Origin of the sequence: Frigoribacterium sp. CFBP 13605, assembly GCF_014839405.1 — a bacterium.
GTDB lineage: Bacteria > Actinomycetota > Actinomycetes > Actinomycetales > Microbacteriaceae > Frigoribacterium.
This window is the reverse complement of record NZ_JACYNS010000006.1, coordinates 1-23,271: the sequence shown is the minus strand read 5'-3', so window position 1 is coordinate 23,271 and position 23,271 is coordinate 1. Positions and strand designations below refer to the sequence as shown.

Annotated in this window: 20 protein-coding genes; 15 read left to right on the top strand and 5 right to left on the bottom strand. The window is 71.2% G+C overall.

Going from position 1 to position 23,271, the window contains the following annotated elements:
• Positions 1-42: 42 nt before the first annotated feature.
• Together IFT36_RS03340 and xylA are read right to left on the bottom strand one after the other, a co-directional pair.
• Positions 43-1,188: a glycosyltransferase gene (locus IFT36_RS03340; RefSeq protein WP_123570878.1), complete on the bottom strand. Its 1,146-nt coding sequence runs from the start codon at positions 1,186-1,188 to the stop codon at positions 43-45.
• Between the two features lie 141 nt (positions 1,189-1,329).
• Entirely contained in the window at positions 1,330-2,523 is a 1,194-nt protein-coding gene (gene xylA / locus IFT36_RS03335) for a xylose isomerase (protein WP_200412409.1), read from the bottom strand.
• Between the two features lie 229 nt (positions 2,524-2,752).
• Here xylA and IFT36_RS03330 point away from each other — a divergent pair, with 229 nt between their 5' ends.
• From IFT36_RS03330 to IFT36_RS03305, 6 genes are all read left to right on the top strand, one after another.
• Positions 2,753-3,769 carry a LacI family DNA-binding transcriptional regulator gene (locus tag IFT36_RS03330; RefSeq protein WP_200412408.1) on the top strand — a complete coding sequence of 339 codons (1,017 nt, stop codon included), beginning with the start codon at positions 2,753-2,755 and terminating at the stop codon, positions 3,767-3,769.
• 125 nt (positions 3,770-3,894) lie between these two features.
• Complete coding sequence (locus IFT36_RS03325; RefSeq protein ID WP_055978261.1) at positions 3,895-5,190, top strand: ABC transporter substrate-binding protein; 1,296 nt, start codon at positions 3,895-3,897, stop codon at positions 5,188-5,190.
• A 2-nt stretch (positions 5,191-5,192) separates the two neighbouring features.
• Positions 5,193-6,191, top strand: a complete 999-nt coding sequence (locus IFT36_RS03320) for a carbohydrate ABC transporter permease (protein ID WP_082454854.1) — start codon at positions 5,193-5,195, stop codon at positions 6,189-6,191.
• The gene (locus IFT36_RS03315) at positions 6,191-7,105 is read left to right on the top strand and encodes a carbohydrate ABC transporter permease (RefSeq protein WP_173154677.1); all 915 of its coding nucleotides are present in this window, start codon (positions 6,191-6,193) and stop codon (positions 7,103-7,105) included. Before IFT36_RS03320 ends, IFT36_RS03315 begins: the two co-directional genes overlap by 1 nt.
• Positions 7,106-7,130: 25 nt before the next feature.
• A complete protein-coding gene (gene yicI, locus IFT36_RS03310) occupies positions 7,131-9,413 on the top strand; it encodes an alpha-xylosidase (protein ID WP_200412407.1) in 2,283 nt (760 codons plus the stop codon).
• Between the two features lie 106 nt (positions 9,414-9,519).
• The gene (locus IFT36_RS03305) at positions 9,520-10,740 is read left to right on the top strand and encodes an ROK family transcriptional regulator (RefSeq protein WP_200412406.1); all 1,221 of its coding nucleotides are present in this window, start codon (positions 9,520-9,522) and stop codon (positions 10,738-10,740) included.
• Between the two features lie 155 nt (positions 10,741-10,895).
• Here IFT36_RS03305 and IFT36_RS03300 read toward each other — a convergent pair whose 3' ends face one another.
• The gene (locus tag IFT36_RS03300) at positions 10,896-11,618 is read right to left on the bottom strand and encodes a metal-dependent transcriptional regulator (RefSeq protein ID WP_055978265.1); all 723 of its coding nucleotides are present in this window, start codon (positions 11,616-11,618) and stop codon (positions 10,896-10,898) included.
• Positions 11,619-11,679: 61 nt separating this feature from the next.
• Positions 11,680-13,158, bottom strand: a complete 1,479-nt coding sequence (locus tag IFT36_RS03295) for a xylulokinase (RefSeq protein ID WP_200412405.1) — start codon at positions 13,156-13,158, stop codon at positions 11,680-11,682.
• 167 nt (positions 13,159-13,325) lie between these two features.
• Here IFT36_RS03295 and IFT36_RS03290 point away from each other — a divergent pair, with 167 nt between their 5' ends.
• The 4 genes from IFT36_RS03290 (at position 13,326) to IFT36_RS03275 (ending at position 16,649) form a co-directional block, all read left to right on the top strand.
• Positions 13,326-14,612: an adenylosuccinate synthase gene (locus tag IFT36_RS03290; RefSeq protein ID WP_055978268.1), complete on the top strand. Its 1,287-nt coding sequence runs from the start codon at positions 13,326-13,328 to the stop codon at positions 14,610-14,612.
• Between the two features lie 64 nt (positions 14,613-14,676).
• Positions 14,677-15,102 carry an organic hydroperoxide resistance protein gene (locus IFT36_RS03285; RefSeq protein ID WP_055978271.1) on the top strand — a complete coding sequence of 142 codons (426 nt, stop codon included), beginning with the start codon at positions 14,677-14,679 and terminating at the stop codon, positions 15,100-15,102.
• A 129-nt stretch (positions 15,103-15,231) separates the two neighbouring features.
• Complete coding sequence (locus tag IFT36_RS03280; RefSeq protein ID WP_123570871.1) at positions 15,232-15,591, top strand: chorismate mutase; 360 nt, start codon at positions 15,232-15,234, stop codon at positions 15,589-15,591.
• The gene (locus IFT36_RS03275; protein ID WP_200412404.1) at positions 15,588-16,649 is read left to right on the top strand and encodes a lactonase family protein; all 1,062 of its coding nucleotides are present in this window, start codon (positions 15,588-15,590) and stop codon (positions 16,647-16,649) included. The genes IFT36_RS03280 and IFT36_RS03275 overlap by 4 nt, the downstream gene beginning before the upstream one ends.
• Positions 16,650-16,670: 21 nt before the next feature.
• On the opposite strand, the gene IFT36_RS03270 is transcribed toward IFT36_RS03275, so the two are convergent.
• Positions 16,671-17,237 carry a TetR/AcrR family transcriptional regulator gene (locus tag IFT36_RS03270; RefSeq protein WP_043593162.1) on the bottom strand — a complete coding sequence of 189 codons (567 nt, stop codon included), beginning with the start codon at positions 17,235-17,237 and terminating at the stop codon, positions 16,671-16,673.
• A gap of 140 nt (positions 17,238-17,377) precedes the next feature.
• On the opposite strand from IFT36_RS03270, the gene IFT36_RS03265 reads away from it, so the two are divergent.
• The 5 genes from IFT36_RS03265 to IFT36_RS03245 all read left to right on the top strand — a co-directional run bounded on the left by IFT36_RS03265 (position 17,378) and on the right by IFT36_RS03245 (position 23,059).
• The gene (locus IFT36_RS03265) at positions 17,378-18,922 is read left to right on the top strand and encodes an MFS transporter (protein ID WP_200412403.1); all 1,545 of its coding nucleotides are present in this window, start codon (positions 17,378-17,380) and stop codon (positions 18,920-18,922) included.
• A gap of 116 nt (positions 18,923-19,038) precedes the next feature.
• The gene (locus IFT36_RS03260; RefSeq protein WP_200412402.1) at positions 19,039-20,124 is read left to right on the top strand and encodes a 3-isopropylmalate dehydrogenase; all 1,086 of its coding nucleotides are present in this window, start codon (positions 19,039-19,041) and stop codon (positions 20,122-20,124) included.
• An 8-nt stretch (positions 20,125-20,132) separates the two neighbouring features.
• A complete protein-coding gene (locus IFT36_RS03255; protein ID WP_055978278.1) occupies positions 20,133-21,266 on the top strand; it encodes a branched-chain amino acid aminotransferase in 1,134 nt (377 codons plus the stop codon).
• Entirely contained in the window at positions 21,263-22,033 is a 771-nt protein-coding gene (locus IFT36_RS03250) for a fumarylacetoacetate hydrolase family protein (RefSeq protein WP_055978279.1), read from the top strand. The genes IFT36_RS03255 and IFT36_RS03250 overlap by 4 nt, the downstream gene beginning before the upstream one ends.
• A 9-nt stretch (positions 22,034-22,042) precedes the next feature.
• Positions 22,043-23,059: a YeiH family protein gene (locus IFT36_RS03245; RefSeq protein WP_200412401.1), complete on the top strand. Its 1,017-nt coding sequence runs from the start codon at positions 22,043-22,045 to the stop codon at positions 23,057-23,059.
• Positions 23,060-23,271 lie beyond the last annotated feature (212 nt).

Genomic DNA, 23,271 nt, shown 5'->3' with positions numbered 1-23,271 from the left:
TTGCACACCTTTGTGCAAGTTATTGTGCGGGGGGATCGTCGGTCAGCGCGAGCGGGGCAGGGTCGCTCGCAGCGCCTCCTCGTAGGCGTCGCAGACGGACTGCCAGGTGTAGGCGTCCGCGGCACGAGCGAGGGCCGCCGCGCTGAGGCGTTCCTGCTCGGCCGGATCGTCGAGCAGCGCGGTGACGGCGGCGGCGATGGCGGCGGGCTCGGGCGCCACCAGGGTGCCGGCTCCGTCGAGCACCTCGCGGTTGTAGACGGTGTCGCGCGCGACGACGGGCGCCCCCGCGAACATGGCCTGCACCAGCGCCGGGTTCGTGCCGCCGACGCTGTGGCCGTGGAAGTAGGCCCCGGCGTGCTGCCAGAGGGCGTGCAGACGATCGTCGTCGCTGACGTGGCCGAGCCAGGTCACGCGGTCGTTCGCCTCGGCCAGTCCGCGCACGAGCTCGTCGAGTTCGCCGCCGTAGCCGGTCGAGCCGACGATGACCACGTCGTGCCGCTCGGCGATCGAGCGGGCCGCCTCGACGAACTCGACGACGGTGTTCTCGGGGACGAAGCGCGCGACGACCAGGGCGTACCCGCGGTGTCGCTGGCCCGGCTCGACCGGCAGGTCGCGGACCGGGTCGCCGCCGTAGGGGATGAACAGGCCGTCCACGCCGAAGTCGGCCTGCCAGCGCCGGACGATCTCGCGGGCGTCGCAGATCAGCCCGTTCGCGAAGCGCGCGCTGGCCTTTGCTCCGAGACGGAACACCGTCTTCGCCGCGCGTCCCCACTTGGCACGCTCCCACTCGATGCCGTCGACGTTGACCAGCACGGGGATGCCGCGCAGCCTGAGCAAGGGCAGCCAGAAGCCGTTGGCCACGTTCATGACGAGGGCCGCGTCGGGCCGGCGCACGAGGGCGTCCAGCACGGCGGTGAGGCCGTAGCTCAGGGTGCTGAGCGATTTGCTCTCGACGCCCTTCGTCAGGCGGGAGGTGACCCGACGGTCGCGGGCGGGGTCGTCGTCGCGGGTCGACCCGTCGCGACCGTAGACCGTGACGTCCCAGCCGGCGTCGACCAGGGCGGGGGCGATCCGGCGCACCGCGGTCTCGAATCCGCCGTAGTAGCTGGGGTAGCCGCGGGTGCCGATGACGGCGACCGACGGTCGATCGGTCGCCGAGCGGCGGGGGCGCAAGGGGCGGGCAGTCATCGAGGTCGATCCGTTCGGCCGGTCTTCAGAGCAATGCTCGTAATATACCGGATTCCTGCCCCCTGCTGGTGCCGCCGGGTCGGCCGCCCGACGGGACGGGGCGCGTCGGCGCTCGCGATGCGAACGCCGACGCGCCGGGCTCTAGCCTCGAGCACCCATCAGGTGCTCGAGGGCGAGCTGCTGCAACCGCACGAAGCCGTACCCGTGTCCACCGAAGTGGGCGTCGGCGTCGAAGTCCTCGTAGGAGGCGCGGTCGGCGAGCAGCTGCTCGTAGCCTTCACCGTCGGCGAGGGTGTTCACCGAGAGCTCGGCGACCTGGCTGGCGGCCAGGGCCTCCTGCACCTCGGGGTCGGCGCGGAAGGCCTGCGCGCGCTCCCTGAGGAGCAGGTACATCCGCATGTTGGCGGCCGCGGACTCCCACACGCCGTCGATCGTCTCGGTGCGCGAGGGCTTGTAGTCGAAGTGACGCGGGCCGTCGTAGGTCGGTCCGCCCTGGGGCGAGCCGTGCTCGAGCAGGTCGACGAGCGAGAAGGCGTTCTGGAGGTCGCCGTGGCCGAACACGAGGTCCTGGTCGTACTTGATGCCGCGCTGGCCGTTGAGGTCGATGTGGAAGAGCTTGCCCTGGTAGAGCGCCTGGGCGATGCCGGCCGTGAAGTTCAGTCCGGCCATCTGCTCGTGACCGACCTCGGGGTTCACGCCGGCCATCTCGGGGTGCTCGAGCGTCTCGATGAACGCGATGGCGTGACCGAGGGTCGGCAGCAGGATGTCGCCGCGGGGCTCGTTGGGCTTGGGTTCGATCGCGAAGCGCAGGTCGTAGCCCTTGTCGAGCACGTACTGCGAGAGCATGTCGACGCCCTCCTTGTAGCGCGAGAGGGCGGCCTGCACGTCCTTCGCGCTGTCGTACTCGGCGCCCTCGCGGCCACCCCACATGACGAAGGTCTTCGCGCCGAGCTCGGCGGCGAGGTCGATGTTGCGGAGCACCTTGCGCAGGGCGAAGCGTCGCACGCCACGGTCGTTCGAGGTGAAGCCGCCGTCCTTGAAGACGGGTGCGCTGAAGAGGTTCGTGGTGACCATCGGCACGACGATCCCGGTCGCGTCGAGGGCGCCCTTCAGGCGGTCGATCTGCTTCTGGCGCTCGGCGTCGGTCGAGCCGAAGGCGAACAGGTCGTCGTCGTGGAAGGTCAGGCCGTACGCGCCGAGGCGGTCGAGGTTCTCGACGGCCTCGACGACGTCGAGCTGCGGGCGGGTCGGGCCGCCGAAGGGGTCCGAGCCGTTGTAGCCGATCGTCCAGAGGCCGAACGAGAACTTGTCTTCGCGGGTGGGGGTGGTGGACATCGGTGTCCCTTCCAGGGTCGAGCGGTCGGTCGCGTGGGGCGATCCCGCCCCGACGCGAATGTTGTGAGCCTCAACATATCCCGTCTTTCGTCGGCGCGGAAGAGGTCTGGGCCATTTGTCGCGGGCTCCCACAAAAGACTTGCGCGCCCCGTCGCAGCTGACGTAGTGTCTCGACCCGCGGCAGTCGAAGCGCTTCCGCACCTGTTCGGCAATCGACAGCGAGGTCATCATGACGACGATCCACGACGTGGCCCAAGCCGCCGGTGTGTCGATCTCGACGGTCTCGTACGCCCTGTCCGGCAAGCGGTCGATCGCGGCGTCGACCCGGCAGCGGGTCACCGACGCCGTCGAGCGGCTCGGCTACCGGCCGCATGCCGGAGCCCGCATGCTCGCCGGTGCCCGGACCAACATCCTGGCGCTCAGCGCGCCGATCCGGCCCGACAACCACCAGCCTACCCAGATGCGGTTCGTCACCGCCGTCGTCGAGGCGGCCCGTCGTCGCGACTACGACGTGTTGCTCCTAGCCACCGACGACGAGGTGTCCGGCATCCGGCGCGTGGCCTCGAGCTCGCTCGTCGACGGCGTCGTCGCGATCGGCGTCGCGACCGTCGACGAGCGCGTCGACCTCGTGCGCGAACTCGACCTGCCGGCCGGGTTCATCGGCATCCCGCAGGGCGTCGACGACCTCGCCTGCATCGACCTCGACTTCGCGGCCGCAGCCGCCGAGAGCGTCGACCGTCTGGCCGACGCCGGGCACCGGACGATCGGCGTCATCGGTCACCCGGCCTCCTACGGCGAGCGCGACACCGGCTTCATCCGCCGTTTCGACGAGGCCTTCGCGGGCCGGGCCGACAGCCGCGACGTCGAGACGCTGACCGTGGCGGCGGACCTCGGGCGGGCGTCGGCCGTCCGGGCGTTCGACGACCTCCGCGAGAGGCTGCCCGGCATGACCGCGCTCGTGCTGCACTGCAGCGAGCCCACCGCCGAGGCCGTCCTCCAGCGCGTCCGCCGCCTCGGACTCGAGATCCCCCGCGACCTCTCGGTGCTGGCGGCCTGTGCCAGCTACCCCGCCGACGAGTTCGAGCCGGCCCTCGACACCATCCCGCTGCCGATCGACGAGATGTGCTCGCGGGCGGTCGGGGCCGCCTTCGAGCGGATCGACGGTCATCTCGACACGGGCGTCGAGTTGATCGCGCCCACCTACCTGGCGAAGGGCTCGGTCTCCGGGCCGGCCCGCGCCTCCTGAACCCCTACCGACCGCACCACCGCACCATCGCACCACCGTCATCCGACGGCCAGATCACATCGCTCCACGCTGATCGTCGAAACGCTTCGATGATCGGCACGGGGCCTCTACGAGGAGGTAGACACATGAAGAAACGACGCATCGTCGCCGTCGGGACGGCCCTCGCGGCCACCGCGGCGCTGCTGACCGGATGCTCGGCAGGCAGCTCGGGGTCGTCCGACCCCGACGTGCTGAAGCTCTGGCACTTCGAGAGCGAGACCAGCGCCATGGGCATCGCCTGGGACCAGGCGATCGCCACCTTCGAGGAAGAGACCGGTGCGAAGGTCGAGTTCGAGGAGAAGAGCTTCGAGCAGATCCGCTCGACCGCGAGCCAGGTGCTCAACTCGAACGAGGCGCCCGACATCCTCGAGTACAACAAGGGCAACGCCACGGCGGGCCTGCTCGCGAGCCAGGGGCTGCTCGCGAACCTCGACGACGCCGTCGACGAGTACGGCTGGGACGACGACCTCGCCCCGTCGATCGCCACGACCTCGAAGTACGACGAGAAGGGCGTCATGGGCTCGGGCAGCTGGTACGGCATCCCGAACTACGGCGAGTACGTCGAGGTGTTCTACAACAAGGACGCCTTCGCCGAGCAGGGCATCGCGGTGCCCACGACGTACGACGAGTTCGAGACGGCCCTGCAGACCTTCGCCGACGCCGGCATCACGCCGCTCGCCGAGGCCGGTGGCGAGTACCCGCTCGGGCAGTTGTTCTACCAGCTGGCCCTCTCGAAGGCCGACCGTTCGTTCGTCGACGACTACCAGCTCTACGAGGGCGACGTCGACTGGCAGGGCCCCGAGCTGACCTACGCCGCCGACAAGCTGAAGGAGTACGTCGACAACGGCTGGATCTCGAAGGACGTCACCGGCATCAAGGCCGAGGACATGGGCACGACCTTCATGAGCGGCGGGGCGCCGATCATGGTCTCCGGCAGCTGGTGGGCCGGACGGGTCGCCGACGAGGCGACCTTCGACTGGGGCACGTTCCTGTTCCCCGGCAGCGACATGGCACCCGGGTCGGGCGGCAACCTCTGGGTCGTCCCCGAGAACGCGGCCAACAAGGACCTCGCGTACGAGTTCATCGACATCACGATGCGCCCCGAGATCCAGAACCTCATCGGCAACAACGGCGGCGTGCCGGTGAAGGCCGACCCGGCCGACATCACCGACCCGAAGAGCCAGGAGTTGATCGCGAACTTCAACACCTTGCTCGACCGCGACGGCCTGGCGTTCTACCCGGACTGGCCCACGCCGACCTTCTACGACCAGCTGGTCGCCGGCACCCAGGAGCTCGTCAACGGCACCGCCACGCCGGACGAGATGCTCACCACCCTGGGCGACCAGTACCAGAGCGGCGTCGACGACATCACCGGGAAGTAGCCGTGACCTCCCTCGACACCCGCCCCGGTGCCAGGGAGGCGCGCCCCCGTCGCGAGGGCCGACGCACGTCGTCGGCCCTCCCGCCGGAGGAGAGCCTCCTGCCCGGAGCCCGCCGCGCGGGCTTCTGGCTGTACCTGATCCCCGGCTTCGTCCTGTTCGCGGTCGTGATCCTGGTCCCGCTGATCTGGAACGTCTACCTCAGCTTCACCGACTACCGGGGCATCCGCCCGCCGACCTGGGCGGGGCTCGACAACTGGCGCGAGCTGATGAGCGACGACCGCTTCTGGACGTCCTTCCTCAACAGCGTCTTCCTCATCATCGCCATGGTGGTGGTCCCCACCGTGCTGGGCCTCCTGCTCGCCGCGATGCTGTTCGACCTGATCGGCCGGAAGTTCGGCGGCCGCCTGGCGTCGTTCCTGCGGGCGACCTACTACCTGCCGCAGATCCTGCCCGTGGCGATCGCCGCGATCGTCATCGGTTGGATACTCCGACCCGAGAACGGTGCGCTCAACACCGTCCTCGACGCCGTGGGGCTGGGCGCCCTGCAGCACAACTGGCTCGGCAGCCCCGACACCGCGCTGCTCAGCATCATGGTGGTGATGGTCTGGGTGCAGCTCGGCTATCCCGTCGTCATCTTCATGGCCGCACTGCAACGGGTCGACCCCGAGCTGTACGAGGCCGCCGAACTCGACGGCGCCGGCTGGTTCCAGCGGTTCCGGGCGATCACGGTGAGCATCATCCGCCCCGAGATCTTCGTCGTCGTGCTGACCTGCACGATCGCCGCGTTGAAGGTGTTCGGACCGATCTACGCCCTGACCCGCGGCGGCCCCGGCGACTCGACGATCGTGCCGAGCTACTACGCGTACAGCGAGTTCTTCCAGAGCCAGCAGGTCGGCTACGGCGCGACCATCGCGACGGCGCTGACGCTCGTCATCGTCGTCATCACCATCTTCTTCATCCGGGCACAGAACCGGGTCGAACGAGCAGAGAGGGAACGCTGATGGCCACGACCGTCGTGCCGCCGGTGAAAGACGACCGCATCCGTCCCGCGGTGCCCAGCCCGCGCCTCCCGAAGGCCAGGCAACGGGGGCGCAAGAAGACGGCCACCGACTGGCTGATCCTCGCCGCGGCGATCGCCTTCGGCGTGCTGATCGCCCTGCCGTTCCTGTTGATCTTGGTCAACTCGTTCAAGTCGCCCGCCGACTACACGACCGGAGGGCCGCTCAGCCTGCCGACGTCGCTGTACGTCGACGGTCTCGTCGACTTCTGGAACCGCGTCGAGTTCCCGGCCAAGCTCTGGAACAGCTTCGTGATCGCCGGGTTGGTGGCCCTGTTCGCCGTGGTCATCTCGGTGTTCAACGCCTACGCGCTCGGCATCGGCCGGGTGCGCGGTCGCACCTGGATCATCGTGCTGTTCCTGCTCGCGAACATGCTGCCCCAGGAGGCCCTGCTCTACCCGCTGTACTTCATGTTCAAGCAGGTGGGCCTCTACGACAACATCTGGGCGGTCATCATCATCTTCACGGTGATCCAGAGCGCCTTCGGCACCTACCTGCTCTCGAGCGTGTACGGCACGTTCCCGAAAGAGGTCCTCGAGGCGGCGTCGCTCGACGGGGCGAGTCGGTGGCAGATCCTCTGGCGGGTCATCGTGCCGATCAGTCGGCCGACCCTGTCGGTGCTCGCGATCTTCTTCTTCATCTGGACGTGGAACGAGTTCCTCATCCCGCTCACCTTCCTGGTGTCCAACGGCAACCAGACGGTCCCCGTCGCCATCACCGCCCTGCAGGGCGACCGGCTGATGGACGTCACCACGACGAGCGCGTCGGCCCTGCTCGGGTTGATCCCCACGCTCGTCTTCTTCCTGATCTTCCAGCGCACCCTGACCCGCGGCATCACGGCCGGCGCGGTCAAGTGACGCGTTCCACCCCGAAAGGCTCCACATGAAGTTCACCGACGGTTTCTGGCAGGTCCGCCCGGGGGTCGAGTCCCTCTTCGCCCAGGAGGCCCACGACGTCGAGCCCCGGGCGGACGGACGCTCGATCGAGGTCACCGCACCCACCAAGGTGATCGGCTCGCGGGGCGACACCCTCAACCGCCCGACGCTGACGATCGCGCTGAGTTCGCCGATGGAGGGCGTGATCGCCGTCGACGTCACGCACTTCGCCGGTGGTCGTGACGAGATCGGGTTCGACCTGGTGGGCTCCGAGGGCGGCCCCGCCGGAGTCGGGGTCGTCGAGACGAGCGAAGGAGGCGCGACCCTGACCTCGGGACGCCTCACGGCCACGGTCGGTCGCGGAGCGCCGTTCGAGCTGACGTTCCGCGACGGCGACACCGTGCTCACCCGGTCGGGCCACAAGTCGGTCGGCTACCACCGGGTAGCCGCGGACGCCCAGGTCGACGGGGCGATGCTCGGCAACGCCCGGGCCGGCACCGGACGCGTCCTCGCGCCGAGCTACGTCTCGCAGCAACTCTCGCTGGGCGTCGGCGAGCTCGTCTACGGCCTCGGCGAGCGGTTCGGTCCGCTGGTCAAGAACGGCCAGACGGTCGACGTGTGGAACGCCGACGGGGGCACGTCGAGCGAGCAGGCCTACAAGAACGTCCCGTTCTACGTCACGAACCGCGGGTACGGCGTCCTGGTCGACCACCCGGGTCACGTCTCGTACGAGATCGGCTCCGAGTCGGTCGAGCGGGTGCAGTTCTCGGTGGCGGGAGAGACCCTGCGCTACCTGGTGATCGCCGGCCCGACGCCCGCCGACGTGCTCGACCGGTACACGCGCCTGACCGGTCGGCCGGCCCACGTGCCGGCCTGGTCGTACGGCCTCTGGTTGTCGACGTCGTTCACGACCGACTACGACGAGGCGACGGTCACGGGCTTCGTCGACGAGATGGCCCGCCGCGACATGCCGATCAGCGTGTTCCACTTCGACTGCTTCTGGATGCGCGAGTTCCAGTGGTGCGACTTCGAGTGGGACCCCCGCGTGTTCCCCGACCCCGAGGGCATGCTCGCCCGGCTGCACGAGCGCGACCTGCGCGTCTGCGTCTGGATCAACCCGTACATCGGTCAGCGCTCGGCACTGTTCCGCGAGGCGGCCGAGGCCGGTTACCTCGTGCGGAACCCCGACGGCAGCGTCTGGCAGTGGGACCTCTGGCAGGCCGGCATGGGCCTGGTCGACTTCACGAACCCCGAGGCGACGGCCTGGTTCCAGGGGCACCTGCGTCGGCTGCAGGCCCAGGGGGTCGACGCGTTCAAGACCGACTTCGGCGAGCGCATCCCCACCGACGTCGTCTGGCACGACGGCTCCGACCCCGAGCGCATGCACAACTGGTACACGCAGCTCTACAACCAGGCGGTCTTCGAGGTGCTCGAGGAGGTGCGCGGCGAGGGCGACGCCGTCGTCTTCGCCCGCTCGGCGACGACGGGCGGTCAGGCGCTTCCCGTGCACTGGGGTGGCGACTCGACGTCCACCTTCGAGTCGATGGCCGAGACCCTCCGCGGCGGACTGTCCCTGGCCATGAGCGGCTTCTCGTTCTGGAGCCACGACATCGGCGGCTTCGAGGGGACTCCCGACGCCGAGGTCTACAAGCGGTGGACGGCCTTCGGCCTGCTGTCGAGCCACAGCCGGTTCCACGGCAGCTCGTCGTACCGGGTGCCGTGGGCCTTCGACGACGAGGCCGTCGAGGTCACCCGCCGCTTCACGAAGCTGAAGCTGTCCCTCATGCCCTACCTCTACGCCGCCGGGCTCGCGTCGTCGCGCTCGGGACTGCCGGTCATGCGTCCGATGGCCCTGGCCTTCCCCGGCGACCGCGGCGCCGCCCACGTCGACACCCAGTACCTGCTCGGAGACGACCTGCTGGTCGCACCGGTCTTCTCGGCCGACGGCACCGTCGAGGTCTACCTGCCGGCCGGGCGCTGGACGAACTGGTTCACCGGCGAGGTCGTCGACGCGGGGTCCGGGACGTGGCGCACCGAGCGACACGACGTCATGAGCCTGCCGCTCTACGTGCGCGAGGGGGCGGTGATCCCGGTCGGAGCGCGGGACGACCGGCCCGACCACGACTACCTCGACGGTCTCGTGTTGAGGGTGTTCCCCGGGGGTGACGGCACCCGCTCGATCACGGTGACCACGCCCACCGGCGAGTCCGCCGACTTCGTCGTCACGCGGTCAGGAGGCGCGGTGTCGGTCGACACCGCCGCCACCGGCTGGCGGGTCGACGAGGTCTGACGCCGGGGCCGGGGCCGACGGGCGACTCAGGCACCGGGCGGCGTGGCGTCCTCGACGCGCCGCCCGGTGAGGTCGAGGTAGCCTCGACCGACGAAGGGGCGCGGGCGTGACGACTCAGCAGGGCGACGGTGAGGGCGCAGCGGCTCCCGACCTCGGTGCGCGGTTCGACCGGGTCCGGCGGGACAACCTCGCGACGGTGCTCGGCATCGTCCACACCGACGGGGCCGCGTCGCGGTCGGCCCTCACTCAGGCGACCGGGCTCAACCGGTCGACGATCGCGGCGCTCGTGGGTGAACTCGTCGACCGGGGACTCGTCGTCGAGACCGACCCGGTCGGCACCAACCGGGTCGGGCGGCCCAGCCCGGTCGTGGCGCCGGACCCCCGTGTCGTCGCGATCGCGGTCAACCCCGAGATCGACGCCGTCACGGTCGGCGTGGTCGGGCTCGACGGCGTCGTGCAGCATCGAGTCCGTCGCGAGACCGACGGGGTGCCCAGCGCGCCCCGGGCCGCGGCGCTCGCCGCCGAGGTGATCGCCGGGCTGCGCTCCGGCGCGCTGTCTCCCGACGTGCGGCTGCTCGGGGTGGGTCTCGCGGTCCCCGGGCTGGTCGGGTCCGACGGGGGAGTCGTGCGGCTCGCCCCGCACCTCGGGTGGATCGACGAGCCGTTCGCGGCCGTCGTGGCGTCCGCGACCGGCCTGCCGACCCGCGCGGCCAACGACGCGTCGCTCGGTGCGATCGCCGAGGGCCGCTTCGGGGCCGGGCGGGGCGTCGACGACCTCGTGTTCCTGAACGGCGGTGCGAGTGGTGTCGGCGGGGGAGTCCTCATCGGTGGCGGTCCGGTGACCGGCGTGGGGGGTTTTGCCGGCGAGATCGGGCACACCCTCGTCAACTCCGTCGGCGAGCTCTGCCACTGCGGCGCCGTGGGGTGCCTCGAGACCGAGGTCGGTCAGGCCCGGTTGCTCACCGTCACCGGACTCGACCGTGGTCAGGCCGACCAGCTGGACGCGGCGCTCGCCGGCGCCGAGCCCGGGTCGCCCGTGGCCGTCGAGGTGCGGCGTCAGATCGACTTCCTGGCCGTGGCCCTGCGAGGCGTCGTGAACTCGTTCAACCCCGAGCTGATCGTGCTCGGCGGCTTCCTCGGATCGCTGCACGCGGCCGACCCCGGCCGCCTGGCCGAGCGGGTCCGCGGTCAGTCCCTGCCCGGCGCCCGCGACGACGTGCGGATCACCCGAGCCGCGCTCGGCGTGGACCGGCTGACGATCGGAGCGGCCGAACTGGCCTTCGCCGCCGTCTTGGCCGACCCTGCGTCCGTGACCCGCGCCTCCTGACGTCGTCCTCGTGGCGTTCGACCCGCCACGAAGTGAACAACCCGCCACGCAATCGGGTGGCGGGTTGCTTACCTCGTGGCGGGCAACCGGGCAAGCGGGCAGACGGGCAGGCGGGCAGACGGGCAGGCGGGCACGCAGGGCCGCCCGCCCCCGCGTCAGGCGTGCGTGTGCGGCTCGGAGTTCGCCCACACCGACGCCGCGGCGACGCCGGCCAGTTCGACGCTGCCGACCGCCCGGTCGTGCGCGTCGGTCAGCACGACCTGCAGCGAGCCGGCGTAGTCGCGACGCTCGCCGACGCGCACGTGGGCGCCGACCCGCAGGTCGAGCGAGCTGAGGTAGCGCAGCAGCTCGGGTTCGTCGTCCGAGACGCGCACGACGAAGCCGCACTCGCCCTCGACGAAGTCGCCCAGCGGATGGGCGGCAGGCCGCACGACCGTGCCGTCGGCCGCGGGGATCGGGTCGCCGTGCGGGTCGGCCGTCGGGTGTCCGAGCTCGACGTCGAACCGGTCGAGCAGCCGATCGCTGACGGCGTGCTCGAGCACCTCGGCCTCGTCGTGCACCTCGTCCCAGCCGTAACCCAGGCGTTCGACCAGGTACGTCTCGATCAGCCGGTGGCGCCGGACCATCGACACGGCGATCGCACGGCCCGCGTCGCTCAGGGCGATGCGCCGGTAGGGCTCGTAGTCGAGGTAGCCGTCGCGGTCGAGCTTGCGGAGGTTGCCCGAGACGGTCGACGCGCTCACGCCGAGCGTCGCGGCGATCTCGTTGGTCGAGATGCCGGCGCCGACTCCTGCCTCGGCCCACTCCTCGGCCTTCCAGATGACCTTGAGGTAGTCCTCGGCCATGGTGGTGCGCGTGCTGGCCGGGTCGCTGGGCATGGTCCGATCCTAGGCGGCGCCACCCGCGCCTCCTGCGGTCGCCGCGCCCGGCGCACCGGGGTCACGGGCGGGGCAACGACCCCAGCCCCTGCGCGGCCCGGTAGCGCTCGCCGACGGCGGGTCGCAGGTCGGCCTCGAAGGAGGCGCTGGTCGCCGGGGTCCAGGTCGGTCGCGTCCCCGAGAGGGCCCAGCCCGCCTGTCGTGCCGCGCCGTCGGCGACGTACTCGCCCGGCTCGGGCACGACGACGGGCAGGTCGAACACCTGGCGGGCGACGGCCTGGACGGCCGTATTCAGCGCGGCCCCGCCGATGAGGAGGACGCGGGTGGCCTGGACCCCCTGTCGGCGGACGGCGGCGGCACCGTCGGACAGTGCCGACAGCATGCCCTCGAAGGCGGCACGGGCCAGGTTCTCGCGGGTGGAGTTCGCCAGGGTCAGGCCCGAGAGCGTCGCCGTGGCGTCGGGCAGGTCGGGGGTGCGTTCGCCCTCGAAGTAGGGCACCAGCGTGACCCCGCCGGCGCCGGGCTCGGCCGCCAGGGCCAGACGGGCCAGTTCGTCGTGGTCGACGCCGAGCAGTCCGCCGACCGACGACAGCACCCGGGCCGCGTTCAGCGTGGCGACCAGGGGGAGGTAGCCACCCGCGGCGTCCGCGAAGCCGGCCACCGTGCCGCCGGGGTCGGTCACGGGCCGGTCGGTGACGGCGAAGGCCGTCCCGCTCGTGCCGATGCTGATGACGAGGTCGCCGACCGTGGCGTCGAGGCCGAGGGCCGCCCCGGCGTTGTCGCCCGCGCCGGCGCCGACCACGATGCCGGCCGGGATCGGGCCGTCCGCGACCGCCGTCCCGGCCGCCTGGTCGGCCTGCAGCACCCGCGGCAGCACGACGCGCCCGGCATCGCCCGCGGGGGAGCCGGTGGCCTCGCGTGCCCCGCGACCGAAGGCGTGCTCGAAGAGCTCGAGGTCGTACGCCTCTCCGGTGGGGCTCCAGTACGAGGTGCCGCTGGCGTCCGAGCGGTCGGTGACGAGGGCGTCGAGGTCGGGCCCGAGCGGGCTCTCGTCGGCGGGACCGAAACCGAGGAGGCGCCAGGTGAGCCAGTCGTGCGGCAGGGCCACCGCGGCGACCCGCGCGGCGTTCTCGGGCTCGGCGTCGCGCAGCCAGCGCAGCTTGGTCGCGGTGAACGACGCGACGGGAACGGAGCCCGTGCGTCGGGCCCACTGCTCGGCCCCGAGCTCGTCGATCAGGTCGCGGGCGGCCGGGGCGCTGCGGGTGTCGTTCCAGAGCAGGGCGTCGCGGACGACGCGTCCCTCGGAGTCGAGGGCGACGAGGCCGTGCTGCTGACCGGCGACCGAGAGCGCGGCGACGTCGTCGAGGCCGCCGGCGTCCGCGATCGCCGCGAGCAGCGCCTCCCACCAGGCCGCCGGGGGCACCTCGGTGCCCTGGGGATGCCCGGCCGACCCCTGCCGGACGAGTTCGCCCGTCGAGAGATCACGGACGACGACTTTGCAACTCTGGGTCGAGGAGTCGACCCCGGCGACGAGACTCATGGGCACAGTTTGTCGTACGTGACCACAAATGGCCACCGGCGGTGTCCCGCGGGTCGCGCGCCGCGCCTCCGCGACGGGACCCGGGCCGTCCGGGCGGCCCGGACGAGCCTGTCGGTAGACTCAAGTGCACCTCACCCGGTGCGTTCCCCCGACGTGAGGAGAAACCCATGCCAGCAGTGGTGATCATCGGAGCCCAGTGGGGCGACGAGGGCAAGGGCAAGGCCACCGACCTGTTGTCGAGCCGCATCGACTACGTCGTCAAGTTCAACGGCGGCAACAACGCCGGCCACACCGTGGTGATCGGCGACCAGAAGTACGCATTGCACCTGCTGCCCTCCGGCATCCTCTCGCCCGGCGTGACGCCCGTCATCGGCAACGGCGTCGTCGTCGACATCGAGGTGCTCTTCGACGAGCTCGACGCGCTGATCGCGCGTGGCATCGACGTCTCCCGGTTGCGGGTCAGCGCCAACGCGCACGTCATCACGCACTACCACCGCACCCTCGACAAGGTGACGGAGCGCTTCCTCGGCAAGCGCCAGATCGGCACCACCGGTCGAGGCATCGGCCCGACCTACGCCGACAAGATCAACCGCGTCGGCATCCGCGTGCAGGACATCTTCGACGAGGGCATCCTGCGGCAGAAGGTCGAGGCGGCCCTCGACCAGAAGAACCACCTGCTCGTCAAGATCTACAACCGTCGCGCGATCGAGGTCGACGAGGTCGTCGAGTCGCTGCTGTCGTACGCCGAGCGGCTCAAGCCGATGGTCGCCGACACGGCGCTCGAGATCCACCAGGCGCTCGAGGCCGACAAGACCGTCCTCTTCGAGGCGGGCCAGGCGACCATGCTCGACGTCGACCACGGCACCTACCCGTTCGTCACCTCGTCGTCCGCCACCGCAGGAGGCGCCTCGACCGGCTCGGGCATCGGGCCGGGCCGCATCGAGCGCGTCATCGGCATCGTCAAGGCGTACACGACCCGCGTCGGCGCCGGGCCGTTCCCGACCGAGCTCTTCGACGCCTCGGGCGAGTTCCTCCGGGCCAACGGCTTCGAGTTCGGCACGACCACCGGCCGTCCTCGCCGCTGCGGCTGGTACGACGCCCCGATCGCGCGCTACACGGCGCGGATCAACGGCGTGACCGACTTCGTGCTGACCAAGCTCGACGTGCTCACCGGCCTCGAGACGATCCCGGTCTGCGTGGCCTACGACGTCGACGGCGTCCGGCACGACGAGGTCCCCGTCTCGCAGAGCGACTTCCACCACGCGACGCCGATCTACGAAGAGTTCCCGGGGTGGAGCGAAGACATCACCGGGGCGCGCGACTTCGACGACCTCCCGAAGGCCGCGCAGGACTACGTGCTCGCCGTCGAGGCGATGAGCGGCGCCCGCATCTCGGCGATCGGCGTGGGCCCGGGCCGTGACGCCATCGTGCAGCGGCACGACCTGCTCGGCTGAGCCGCGCTACCACACTCACCCGCCACCGAGCCAACTCCCAGAATCTAGGTATGGTCTTCTCCTCATGACACTCGACATCGCCTACACCGCCATCGCCCACGCCACCGGTGGGGGTCGTGACGGCCACGTCCGCAGCGAAGACGACCGACTCGACTTCGACACGCGGCCCCCCAAAGAACTCGGTGGCTCCGGCGAGGGCACCAACCCCGAGCAGCTGTTCGCCGCGGGCTTCGCCGCCTGCTTCCTCAGCGCCATGCACGGCGCCGGCAAGAAGCTCGGCGTCGACACGAAGGACGCCGAGGTCTCGGCGAGCGTCGGCATCGGCGGAAACGGCGAGGGCGGATTCGGCCTCGCGGTCGAGCTCGACATCTACACGCCGAACGTCGAGCCCGAGCGTCGTCAAGAGCTGGCCGATGCGGCCCACCACGTGTGCCCGTACTCGAACGCCACGCGTGGCAACGTCGAGGTCACGCTGACGCTGGTCGACTGATCCCGGCCCGCCCCGCGCGGGGCGACCCGGCCGTGAAGGAGGCGCGTCCTGCGAGAGCGGGACGCGCCTCCTTCGTCCGTGGCGGTCCGTCGGCGGCCCCGTCGTCGGGCGCGCCGATAGGGTCGGTGCATGGCACTCGACAGTCCTCTCGGGGCGGACAGCCCCCTCAGCTCGGCCGACCAGGGCGCGATCGACGAACTCTCGGGCATCCGCCAGAGCATCGACAACATCGACGCCGCCCTCGTCCACATGCTCGCCGAACGGTTCAAGTACACGCAGTCCGTCGGCCTGCTCAAGGCGGCGGCGGGCATGCCGGCGAGCGATCCCGAACGTGAGCGCGTTCAGATCCAGCGCCTGCGTCGCCTGGCAGAAGAGGCCCGGCTCGACCCGGCCTTCGCCGAGTCCTTCCTGAACTTCATCGTCGCCGAGGTGATCCACCACCACGAGCGCATCGCCGCCGGCGACGACCCCACCGCCGGCCGCGCATGAGCGACCTCGGCCCGTCCGGCCCCCAGCGTCTCTACGTCGGTTCGTACACCGCGGTCAGCGGTGGCCACGGCCTCGGCATCACCGTCCTCGAGCGGTCGAGGGCCGACGGTCGCTGGCAGGCCGGGCAGGTCGTCGAGGCCGACGACCCGTCGTTCCTCGTCGTCACCGAAGGAGCCCTGCACGCGGTCGCCGAGACGAACGAGGGCCGCGTGCTGTCGTACACGATCGCCGCGGGCCGCCTGGTCGAGGCCGGCGTCGCGGCGTCCGGCGGTGCCTCGCCCTGCCACATCGCCCACGACCCGGCCTCGAACGCCCTGCTCGTCGCGAACTACGTCGGCGGCACCTTCGGCGTGCTCAGCTCCGAGGCCACCGACCCGGCACGCGTGACGGCGACCGTCGCCCTCCCGTCGGGTTCCGGCCCGGTCGCCGACCGCCAGGGCGGGCCGCACGCCCACCAGATCGTCGCGACCCCGTGGGGCACCCACCTAGTCAGCGACCTCGGCACCGACCGGCTGGTCGAGGTCGCCGTCGACGTCGTCACGCTCGAACCGTCGATCGTCGGCGTGCACCCGATGCCCGACGGCTCGGGCCCGCGGCACCTCGCCTTCCTCGGCGACGACCTGCTCGTCGTTGGCGAGCTCGACGCCCGTCTGTACGTCGTCCGGAGGCAGGGCGACGACCTCGTCATCCCGTACTCGGTGGCGGTCGTCGAGGGCGAGCCCAACGAGCGGGGAGACCTCCCGTCGCACCTGGCCGTCCACGGCTCGCGGGTCTACGTCGCCACGCGCGGCCGCGACACGATCAGCGTGCTCGAGACCTCGGTCGACGCCGAGGGCGGGTCCGACGGCGGCGAGCCCTCGCGGCTCCGCCTGGTCGGTCAGGTGCCGTGCGGCGGCGAGTGGCCGCGGCATTTCACCATCGCCGACGGCCTGCTCTACTGCGCCAACCAGGGTTCCGACACCGTCTCGGTGCTGCCCGTCGACGAGGCAACCGGTCTGCCCGGGGCCCCCGTCGACCTGTTCACCCTCGGCAGCCCCGCCTGCATCGTCGCCGTCTGACCGGACCGCAGGAGGCGCGGGTCAGCGTCGCGGCACGAGCCGCTGCAGCACGGCGATGACGTCGTCGATCGACGTGTCGTGGCGCGGGTCGCCGCCCGAGTCCACCGGTGAGAAGGGCCGCGGCGTGAAGTAGAGCCCGTCGGAGACGAGCGACACCACCCGGGCGACCGCGGGGTCGCCGACGGCGTCGAGGACGACCTGGTGCCAGCGGGACTGCATGGCGGTGAGGGCCTCGAGTGCCCGAGGGTGGCGTCCGCTCGACGCGAGGTTCGAGACGGCGGTGATGCAGCGGTCGAGCGGGTCGTCGGCCGGGATGGCCGCGGGTGACGAGGTGCGGACGAAGTAGTCCACGACGCCCTCCGGCGCGCTGGTCATCGCCGCGACGTCGTCGTCGAGCAGCGCGGTGAGGCGGTCGACGAGGGCGTCGACCAGCGCCTCGCGCGTGGGGAAGTGGTAGAGCAGGCCGCCTTTCGAGACCCCGGCCGCGGCGGCCACGGCATCGAAGGTCGCGGCGCGTTCGCCGTCGTCGACGACGAGCGTCTCGAACGTGTCGAGCATCGATTCCCGGGCTGACGGTCGAGGGCTCATTCTGTTACTGTACCGTCTGGACGGTGTAACTGTACCGTCCGGACGGTCGGCACCCGCGCCTCCTGCCCTCGTCGGGCCGCCGACGCCAGGCGGTGCGCGCACCGATCGACCCACCACTCCACCGACCGCGAGAGAACGCCATGACCCGCCCCGCCACCGTCACCGCCACGACCCCGACCGGCGTCCCGCCGCGTGCCGGTCGACGACAGTGGGCCGCGTTGGTCGTGCTCATGCTGCCGGTGCTGCTCGTCTCGGTCGACAACACGGTGCTGAGCTTCGCCCTGCCCGAGATCTCGACCGCCCTGCAGCCGAGCGCCGCGGGCCAACTCTGGATCGTCGACGTCTACTCGCTCGTCCTCGCCGGCCTGCTCGTGGCCATGGGGTCGATGGGCGACCGGTTCGGCCGCCGCAAGCTGCTGCTCACCGGTGCGAGCGGATTCGCCGTCGTCTCGGTGCTCGCCGCGTTCTCCACGAGCGCCGAGCAGCTCATCACGGCACGAGCCGTGCTGGGCTTCTTCGGCGCGATGATCATGCCGGCGACCCTCTCGCTGCTGCGCAGCACCTTCCTCGACCGTGAGCAGCGCCGGCTCGCGATCGCCGTCTGGGCCTCGGGCTTCGCCGCCGGATCGGCCCTGGGCCCGATCGTCGGCGGCGTGCTCCTCGAGCACTTCGCCTGGGGCTCGGTGTTCCTCGTCGCGGTGCCCGTGCTCGTCCCCCTGCTGATCGCCGGCCCGCTGCTGCTCACCGAGAGCCGCGATCCCGCGCCGGGGCCCGCCGACCCGTTCTCGGTGCTGCTGTCGCTCGCGGCCATGGCGCCGGTCGTCGCGGCGATCAAGCTGCTCGCGACCGACGGCTTCGTCTGGCCCGTCGCCGCCCTCGCGCTGGTCGGCGTCGGCTCGGGCTGGCTGTTCGTCCGGCGTCAGCTCGCCCGCCCGCGTCCGCTGCTCGACGTGCGGCTCTTCACGAACCCGGTGTTCGCCGGATCGGTCCTGGTCAACCTGCTCGCCGTCGTGGCGCTCGTGGCCTTCCTGTTCTTCACGACCCAGCACCTGCAACTCGTCGTGGGGCTGCGGCCGTTGCAGGCCGCGCTGACGCTGGTGCCCGGTCTCGCGGTGATGATCCTGGCGGGCCTCGGCGTCGTGCGGGTCGTCCGGTGGCTCCGCCCGCGCACCATCGTCGCGATCGGCCTCGCCTCGGCCGCGCTCGCCTACGCGGCGGTCTTCGCCACCGGCGCCGGGGCCCCCGTGGTCGTGTTCGTCGTGGCCTTCGCCTTCGTCGGCCTGGGCGTCGGCGCGGCCGAGACGATCTCGAACGACCTGATCATCGCGGCCGTGCCCGCGAACCGGGCCGGGGCCGCCTCGGCGGTGTCCGAGACCGCCTACGAGGTCGGTGCCGTCCTCGGAACCGCCGTGCTCGGCAGCATGTTGACCGCCATCTACCGGGGTGCCCTGGTCGTGCCCGCCGGCGTGCCCACCGAGGCGGGCGAGGCGGCCCGCGAGACCCTGGGAGGCGCCGTGGCGGTCTCCGACGGGCTGCCCGACTCGCTCGCGGGCCCCCTGCTGCACGCCGCCACCGACGCCTTCGACCACGGTCTCGTCGCCACGGCCGGGGTCGGGGCACTGGTGATGGTCGCCGCGGTGGTGGTCGCCCTCACGACCCTCCGCCGCGCCTCCTCGGCCGACTGAGGCCCCGGGTCGTCCGGGCCACCCCGGCCCGGGTCGCCCGAGCCGGCCGCAGCGCCCGCGCGGCCCACCTGCCCACGGGTAAAGTGTGGCGAGCCCCCCGAGACGCCAGGAGAACCATGCCCCGCACCGTCAGACTCGCCGCCATCCCCGGAGACGGCATCGGCCCCGAGGTGGTCGCGGAGGCCCTCAAGGTGCTCGAGGTCGCGGCCGGCGACGACGCGACGTTCGAGGTCACGACCTTCTCGCTGGGTGCGGCGCGCTACCTCGAGACGGGCGACATCCTGACGGACGACGACCTGACGGCCGTCTCGTCGCACGACGCGATCCTGCTCGGAGCGGTGGGCGGCGACCCCCGCGACCCGCGGCTGGCGGGCGGCATCATCGAGCGTGGCCTGTTGCTGAAGCTGCGCTTCGCCCTCGACCACTACGTCAACCTGCGGCCCACCAAGGTCCACCCCGGCGTCCCGTCGCCGCTCTCGGCGCCCGGCGAGGTCGACTTCGTCGTCGTCCGCGAGGGCACCGAGGGTCCCTACGTCGGCAACGGAGGCGCGCTGCGGCAGGGCACGCCGCACGAGATCGCGAACGAGGTCAGCGTCAACACGGCGCACGGCGTCGAGCGCGTCGTGCGTTTCGCCTTCGAGAAGGCCCGCGGTCGTCGTGGGCACCTGACCCTCGTGCACAAGACCAACGTGCTCGTGTTCTCGGGCAGCCTCTGGCAGCGCACCGTCGACGCCGTGGCCGCCGAGTACCCCGACGTCGCCGTCGACTACCAGCACGTCGACGCGGCCACCATCCACCTCGTGGTCGACCCCTCCCGGTTCGACGTCATCGTCACCGACAACCTCTTCGGCGACATCCTCACCGACCTCGCCGGCGCCATCAGCGGCGGCATCGGGCTCGCGGCATCGGGCAACCTCAACCCCGACGGCGCTTTCCCGAGCATGTTCGAGCCCGTGCACGGCTCGGCCCCCGACATCGCCGGTCAGCAGAAGGCCGACCCGACGGCGGCGATCCTCTCCGTCGCCCTCCTGCTCGACCACCTCGGCCTGCCCGACGCGGCCGCCCGCGTCACCCGGGCCGTCGACGCCGACATCGCCGACCGCGCCTCGCGTGACGCGTCCGTCCCCGCCCGCCGCACGGACGAGATCGGCACGGCGATCGCCGACCGCGTGCGCACCCTGTCCCCGTCTGCCTCCGCCTGAAGGGCATCATGACCACCACCGACAACGTCTCCGCCCCGACCGACGACTCGGCCGACTTCCCGCTGCAGTTCGAGCTGACGCCGTCCGAGACGGCACGCGACGACGCCGAACGCGAGACGATCCTCAGCGACCCCGGCTTCGGGAAGCACTTCACCGACCACATGGTGACCATCGAGTGGACCCTCGCCGACGGGTGGCACGCGGCGTCCGTCCACCCGTACGGCCCGCTGCAGCTCGACCCCTCGGCGTCGGTGCTGCACTACGCGCAAGAGATCTTCGAGGGCATGAAGGCCTACCGGCACGCCGACGGTTCGGTCTGGTCGTTCCGGCCGGACGCCAACGGTCGCCGCCTGCAGCGCTCGGCCCGCCGACTCGCGCTGCCCGAGCTCAGCACCGACGACTTCGTCGAGTCGGTCCGCCAACTCGTGCGGGCCGATCTCGACTGGGTGCCGTCGGCCCCCGAGACGAGCCTGTACCTCCGGCCGTTCATGATCGCCACCGAGGCGTTCCTGGGGGTCCGGGCCGCCCACGAGGTGTCGTACCACGTGATCGCGAGTCCGGCCGGGGCCTACTTCAGCGGCGGCGTCTCCCCGGTCTCGATCTGGCTGACCACGAACTACGCCCGAGCAGGCAAGGGTGGCACGGGTGCGGCCAAGACCGGCGGCAACTACGCGTCGTCCCTGCTGCCGCAGCAGGAGGCCTACGAGAACGGCTGCCAGCAGGTGCTGTTCCTCGACTCGTCCGAGAGCAACTACATCGAAGAGCTCGGCGGGATGAACGTGGTGCTCGTCAAGAAGGACGGCACCCTCGTCACTCCCGACAGCGACTCGATCCTCGAGGGCATCACCCGTGACTCGATCCTCGAGTTGGCCGAGGCCCGGGGCCACCGCGTCGAGCGTCGTCGCGTGACGATCGACGAGTGGCGTGACGGCGTCGAGTCCGGCGACATCGTCGAGGTCTTCGCGTGCGGCACGGCCGCCGTCGTCGTCCCGATCGCCGAACTCAAGGGCGAGGGCATCCACATCGGGTCGCCCGCCGCGACCGGTGGAGAACTGACCATGTCCCTGCGTGAAGAGCTGACCGACATCCAGTACGGCCGCCGTCCCGATGTCCACGGCTGGATGACTAGGCTCGACGCGTGAAGATCGCCCGTTTCGCCACGCCCGGAGAAGACCCCCGCTACGGCATCGTCGACGAGCGCGAGCTCATCGTCCTCGCCGGTGATCCCATGTACAGCGGGTACGAGACGACGGGCGAGCGGGTGTCCCTGCGTCAGGCCAAACTGCTCGCGCCGGTGATCCCGCGGTCCAAGGTCGTGGGAGTCGGCCTGAACTACCAGGACCACGCCGACGAGCTCGGCCAGTCCGCGCCCGAGGCGCCCATCCTGTTCCTCAAGCCCAACACGACGGTCATCGGTTTCGGCGACTCGATCCAGCTCCCGCCCGACGTCGGCCGGGTCGACTTCGAAGGCGAACTCGCCATCGTCATCGGGTCGATCGCCAAGCGCGTGAAGGCCGAGGACTACCAGGACGTGGTGTTCGGCTACACCGTCGCCAACGACGTCACGGCCCGCGACGTGCAGAACGCCGACGGCCAATGGACCCGCGCGAAGGGCTACGACACCTTCCTGCCCCTCGGCCCCTACATCGAGAACGAATTCGACTGGGCGGACGCCACCATCGAGACCCGGGTGGACGGCGAGGTCATGCAGCGCGAGTCGACGATGCAGATGATCCACAAGATCCCCGAGCTGATCGAGTACGTCACGGACGTCTTCACCCTGCTGCCGGGTGACGTCATCCTGACCGGCACGCCCGCCGGCATCGGTCCGTTCACGGCGGGCCAGACCGTCGAGGTCGCGATCTCGGGCCTCGGCTCGTTGATCAACCCCGCCAAGAACCGGGTCTAGGCCCGCCCGGTGAGCCCCGCCGCCGTCGACGCGCCCCCGCGCACGAATCCGGTGCCGGGGCTCCTGCTGGCCGGGGTCGCCTACGGGGTGGCGTGGGGCCTGCACCTCGTGTTGCCGGCGGTCCCCGTCCTGACCTGGTGCGTCCTGCTGGGCATCGCGGCCGCCCAGGTCCGGCCCCTCCGCCCGGTGATCGACGGCAGCGGCAAGCCCGGACTGACCTTCGCCTCGAAGCGACTGTTGCGCATCGGCGTCGTGTTGCTCGGGCTCCAGCTCAGCCTCGTCGACGTCGCCGGACTCGGGTGGGCGACGGTCGTCGTCGTGATCGCGATCCTCGGGCTCACCTTCGCGGTCACCTACCTGCTCGGCCGATGGGCCCGGCTCCCCGGTGACCAACCCCTCCTGCTCGCGGCCGGCTTCTCGATCTGCGGGGCGTCGGCGATCGGCGCGATGAGTGCCGTGACCCGCGATCGCGGCAAGGACGCCGCGACTCCCGTCGCTCTGGTCACGTTGTTCGGCACGCTCGCGATCGCCGTCCTGCCCCTGATCGGAGGGTGGGTCGGTCTGACCGACCTCGAGTTCGGTGCCTGGGTGGGGGCGAGCGTGCACGACGTCGGTCAGGTGGTCGCCACGGCGCAGACCGCCGGAGCGGCCGCACTCGCGATCGCGGTCATCGTCAAGCTCACGCGGGTCCTGATGCTCGCCCCGATCGTGGCGATCACGTCGACCGTGGTCCGCCGACGGGGTGCCGACGCCGGCGCCCGGCCGCCGATCGTGCCGTTGTTCGTCGTCGGCTTCGCCGTCGCGGTCGTCGTCCGGACGGTGATCCCGGTTCCGGAGGCGCTGCTCGCGATCGCGGGGACGGTCCAGTCGGTCCTGCTCGGGCTCGCACTCGTCGGCCTCGGGTCGGGCATCCGCCTCGAGCGCCTCGTCCGCACCGGGGGCCGCGCCTTCCTCGTCGGCCTGGCCTCGTGGATCGTCATCGCCTCGGTGTCCCTGGGCGCCGTGCTCGTGCTGCCCCTCGGGTAGCGGCGGCGTCCCCTCGGGACGTGGCGGGCGACACGCCCGGGATGCACGCAGTTTGGCCATACCCGTCGCGGGCTGCGTAAAGTAATCACTTGTCACCCCAAAGGTGCGGGCGGAGCGAAGCTTCCCCGGCCCTCAAGCGGGACCAACTTCCAAGTCCTCGAGTTGCTTTACAGCCTCGGACCAAGTGAGTTGCGAACACTGATCAAGATGAT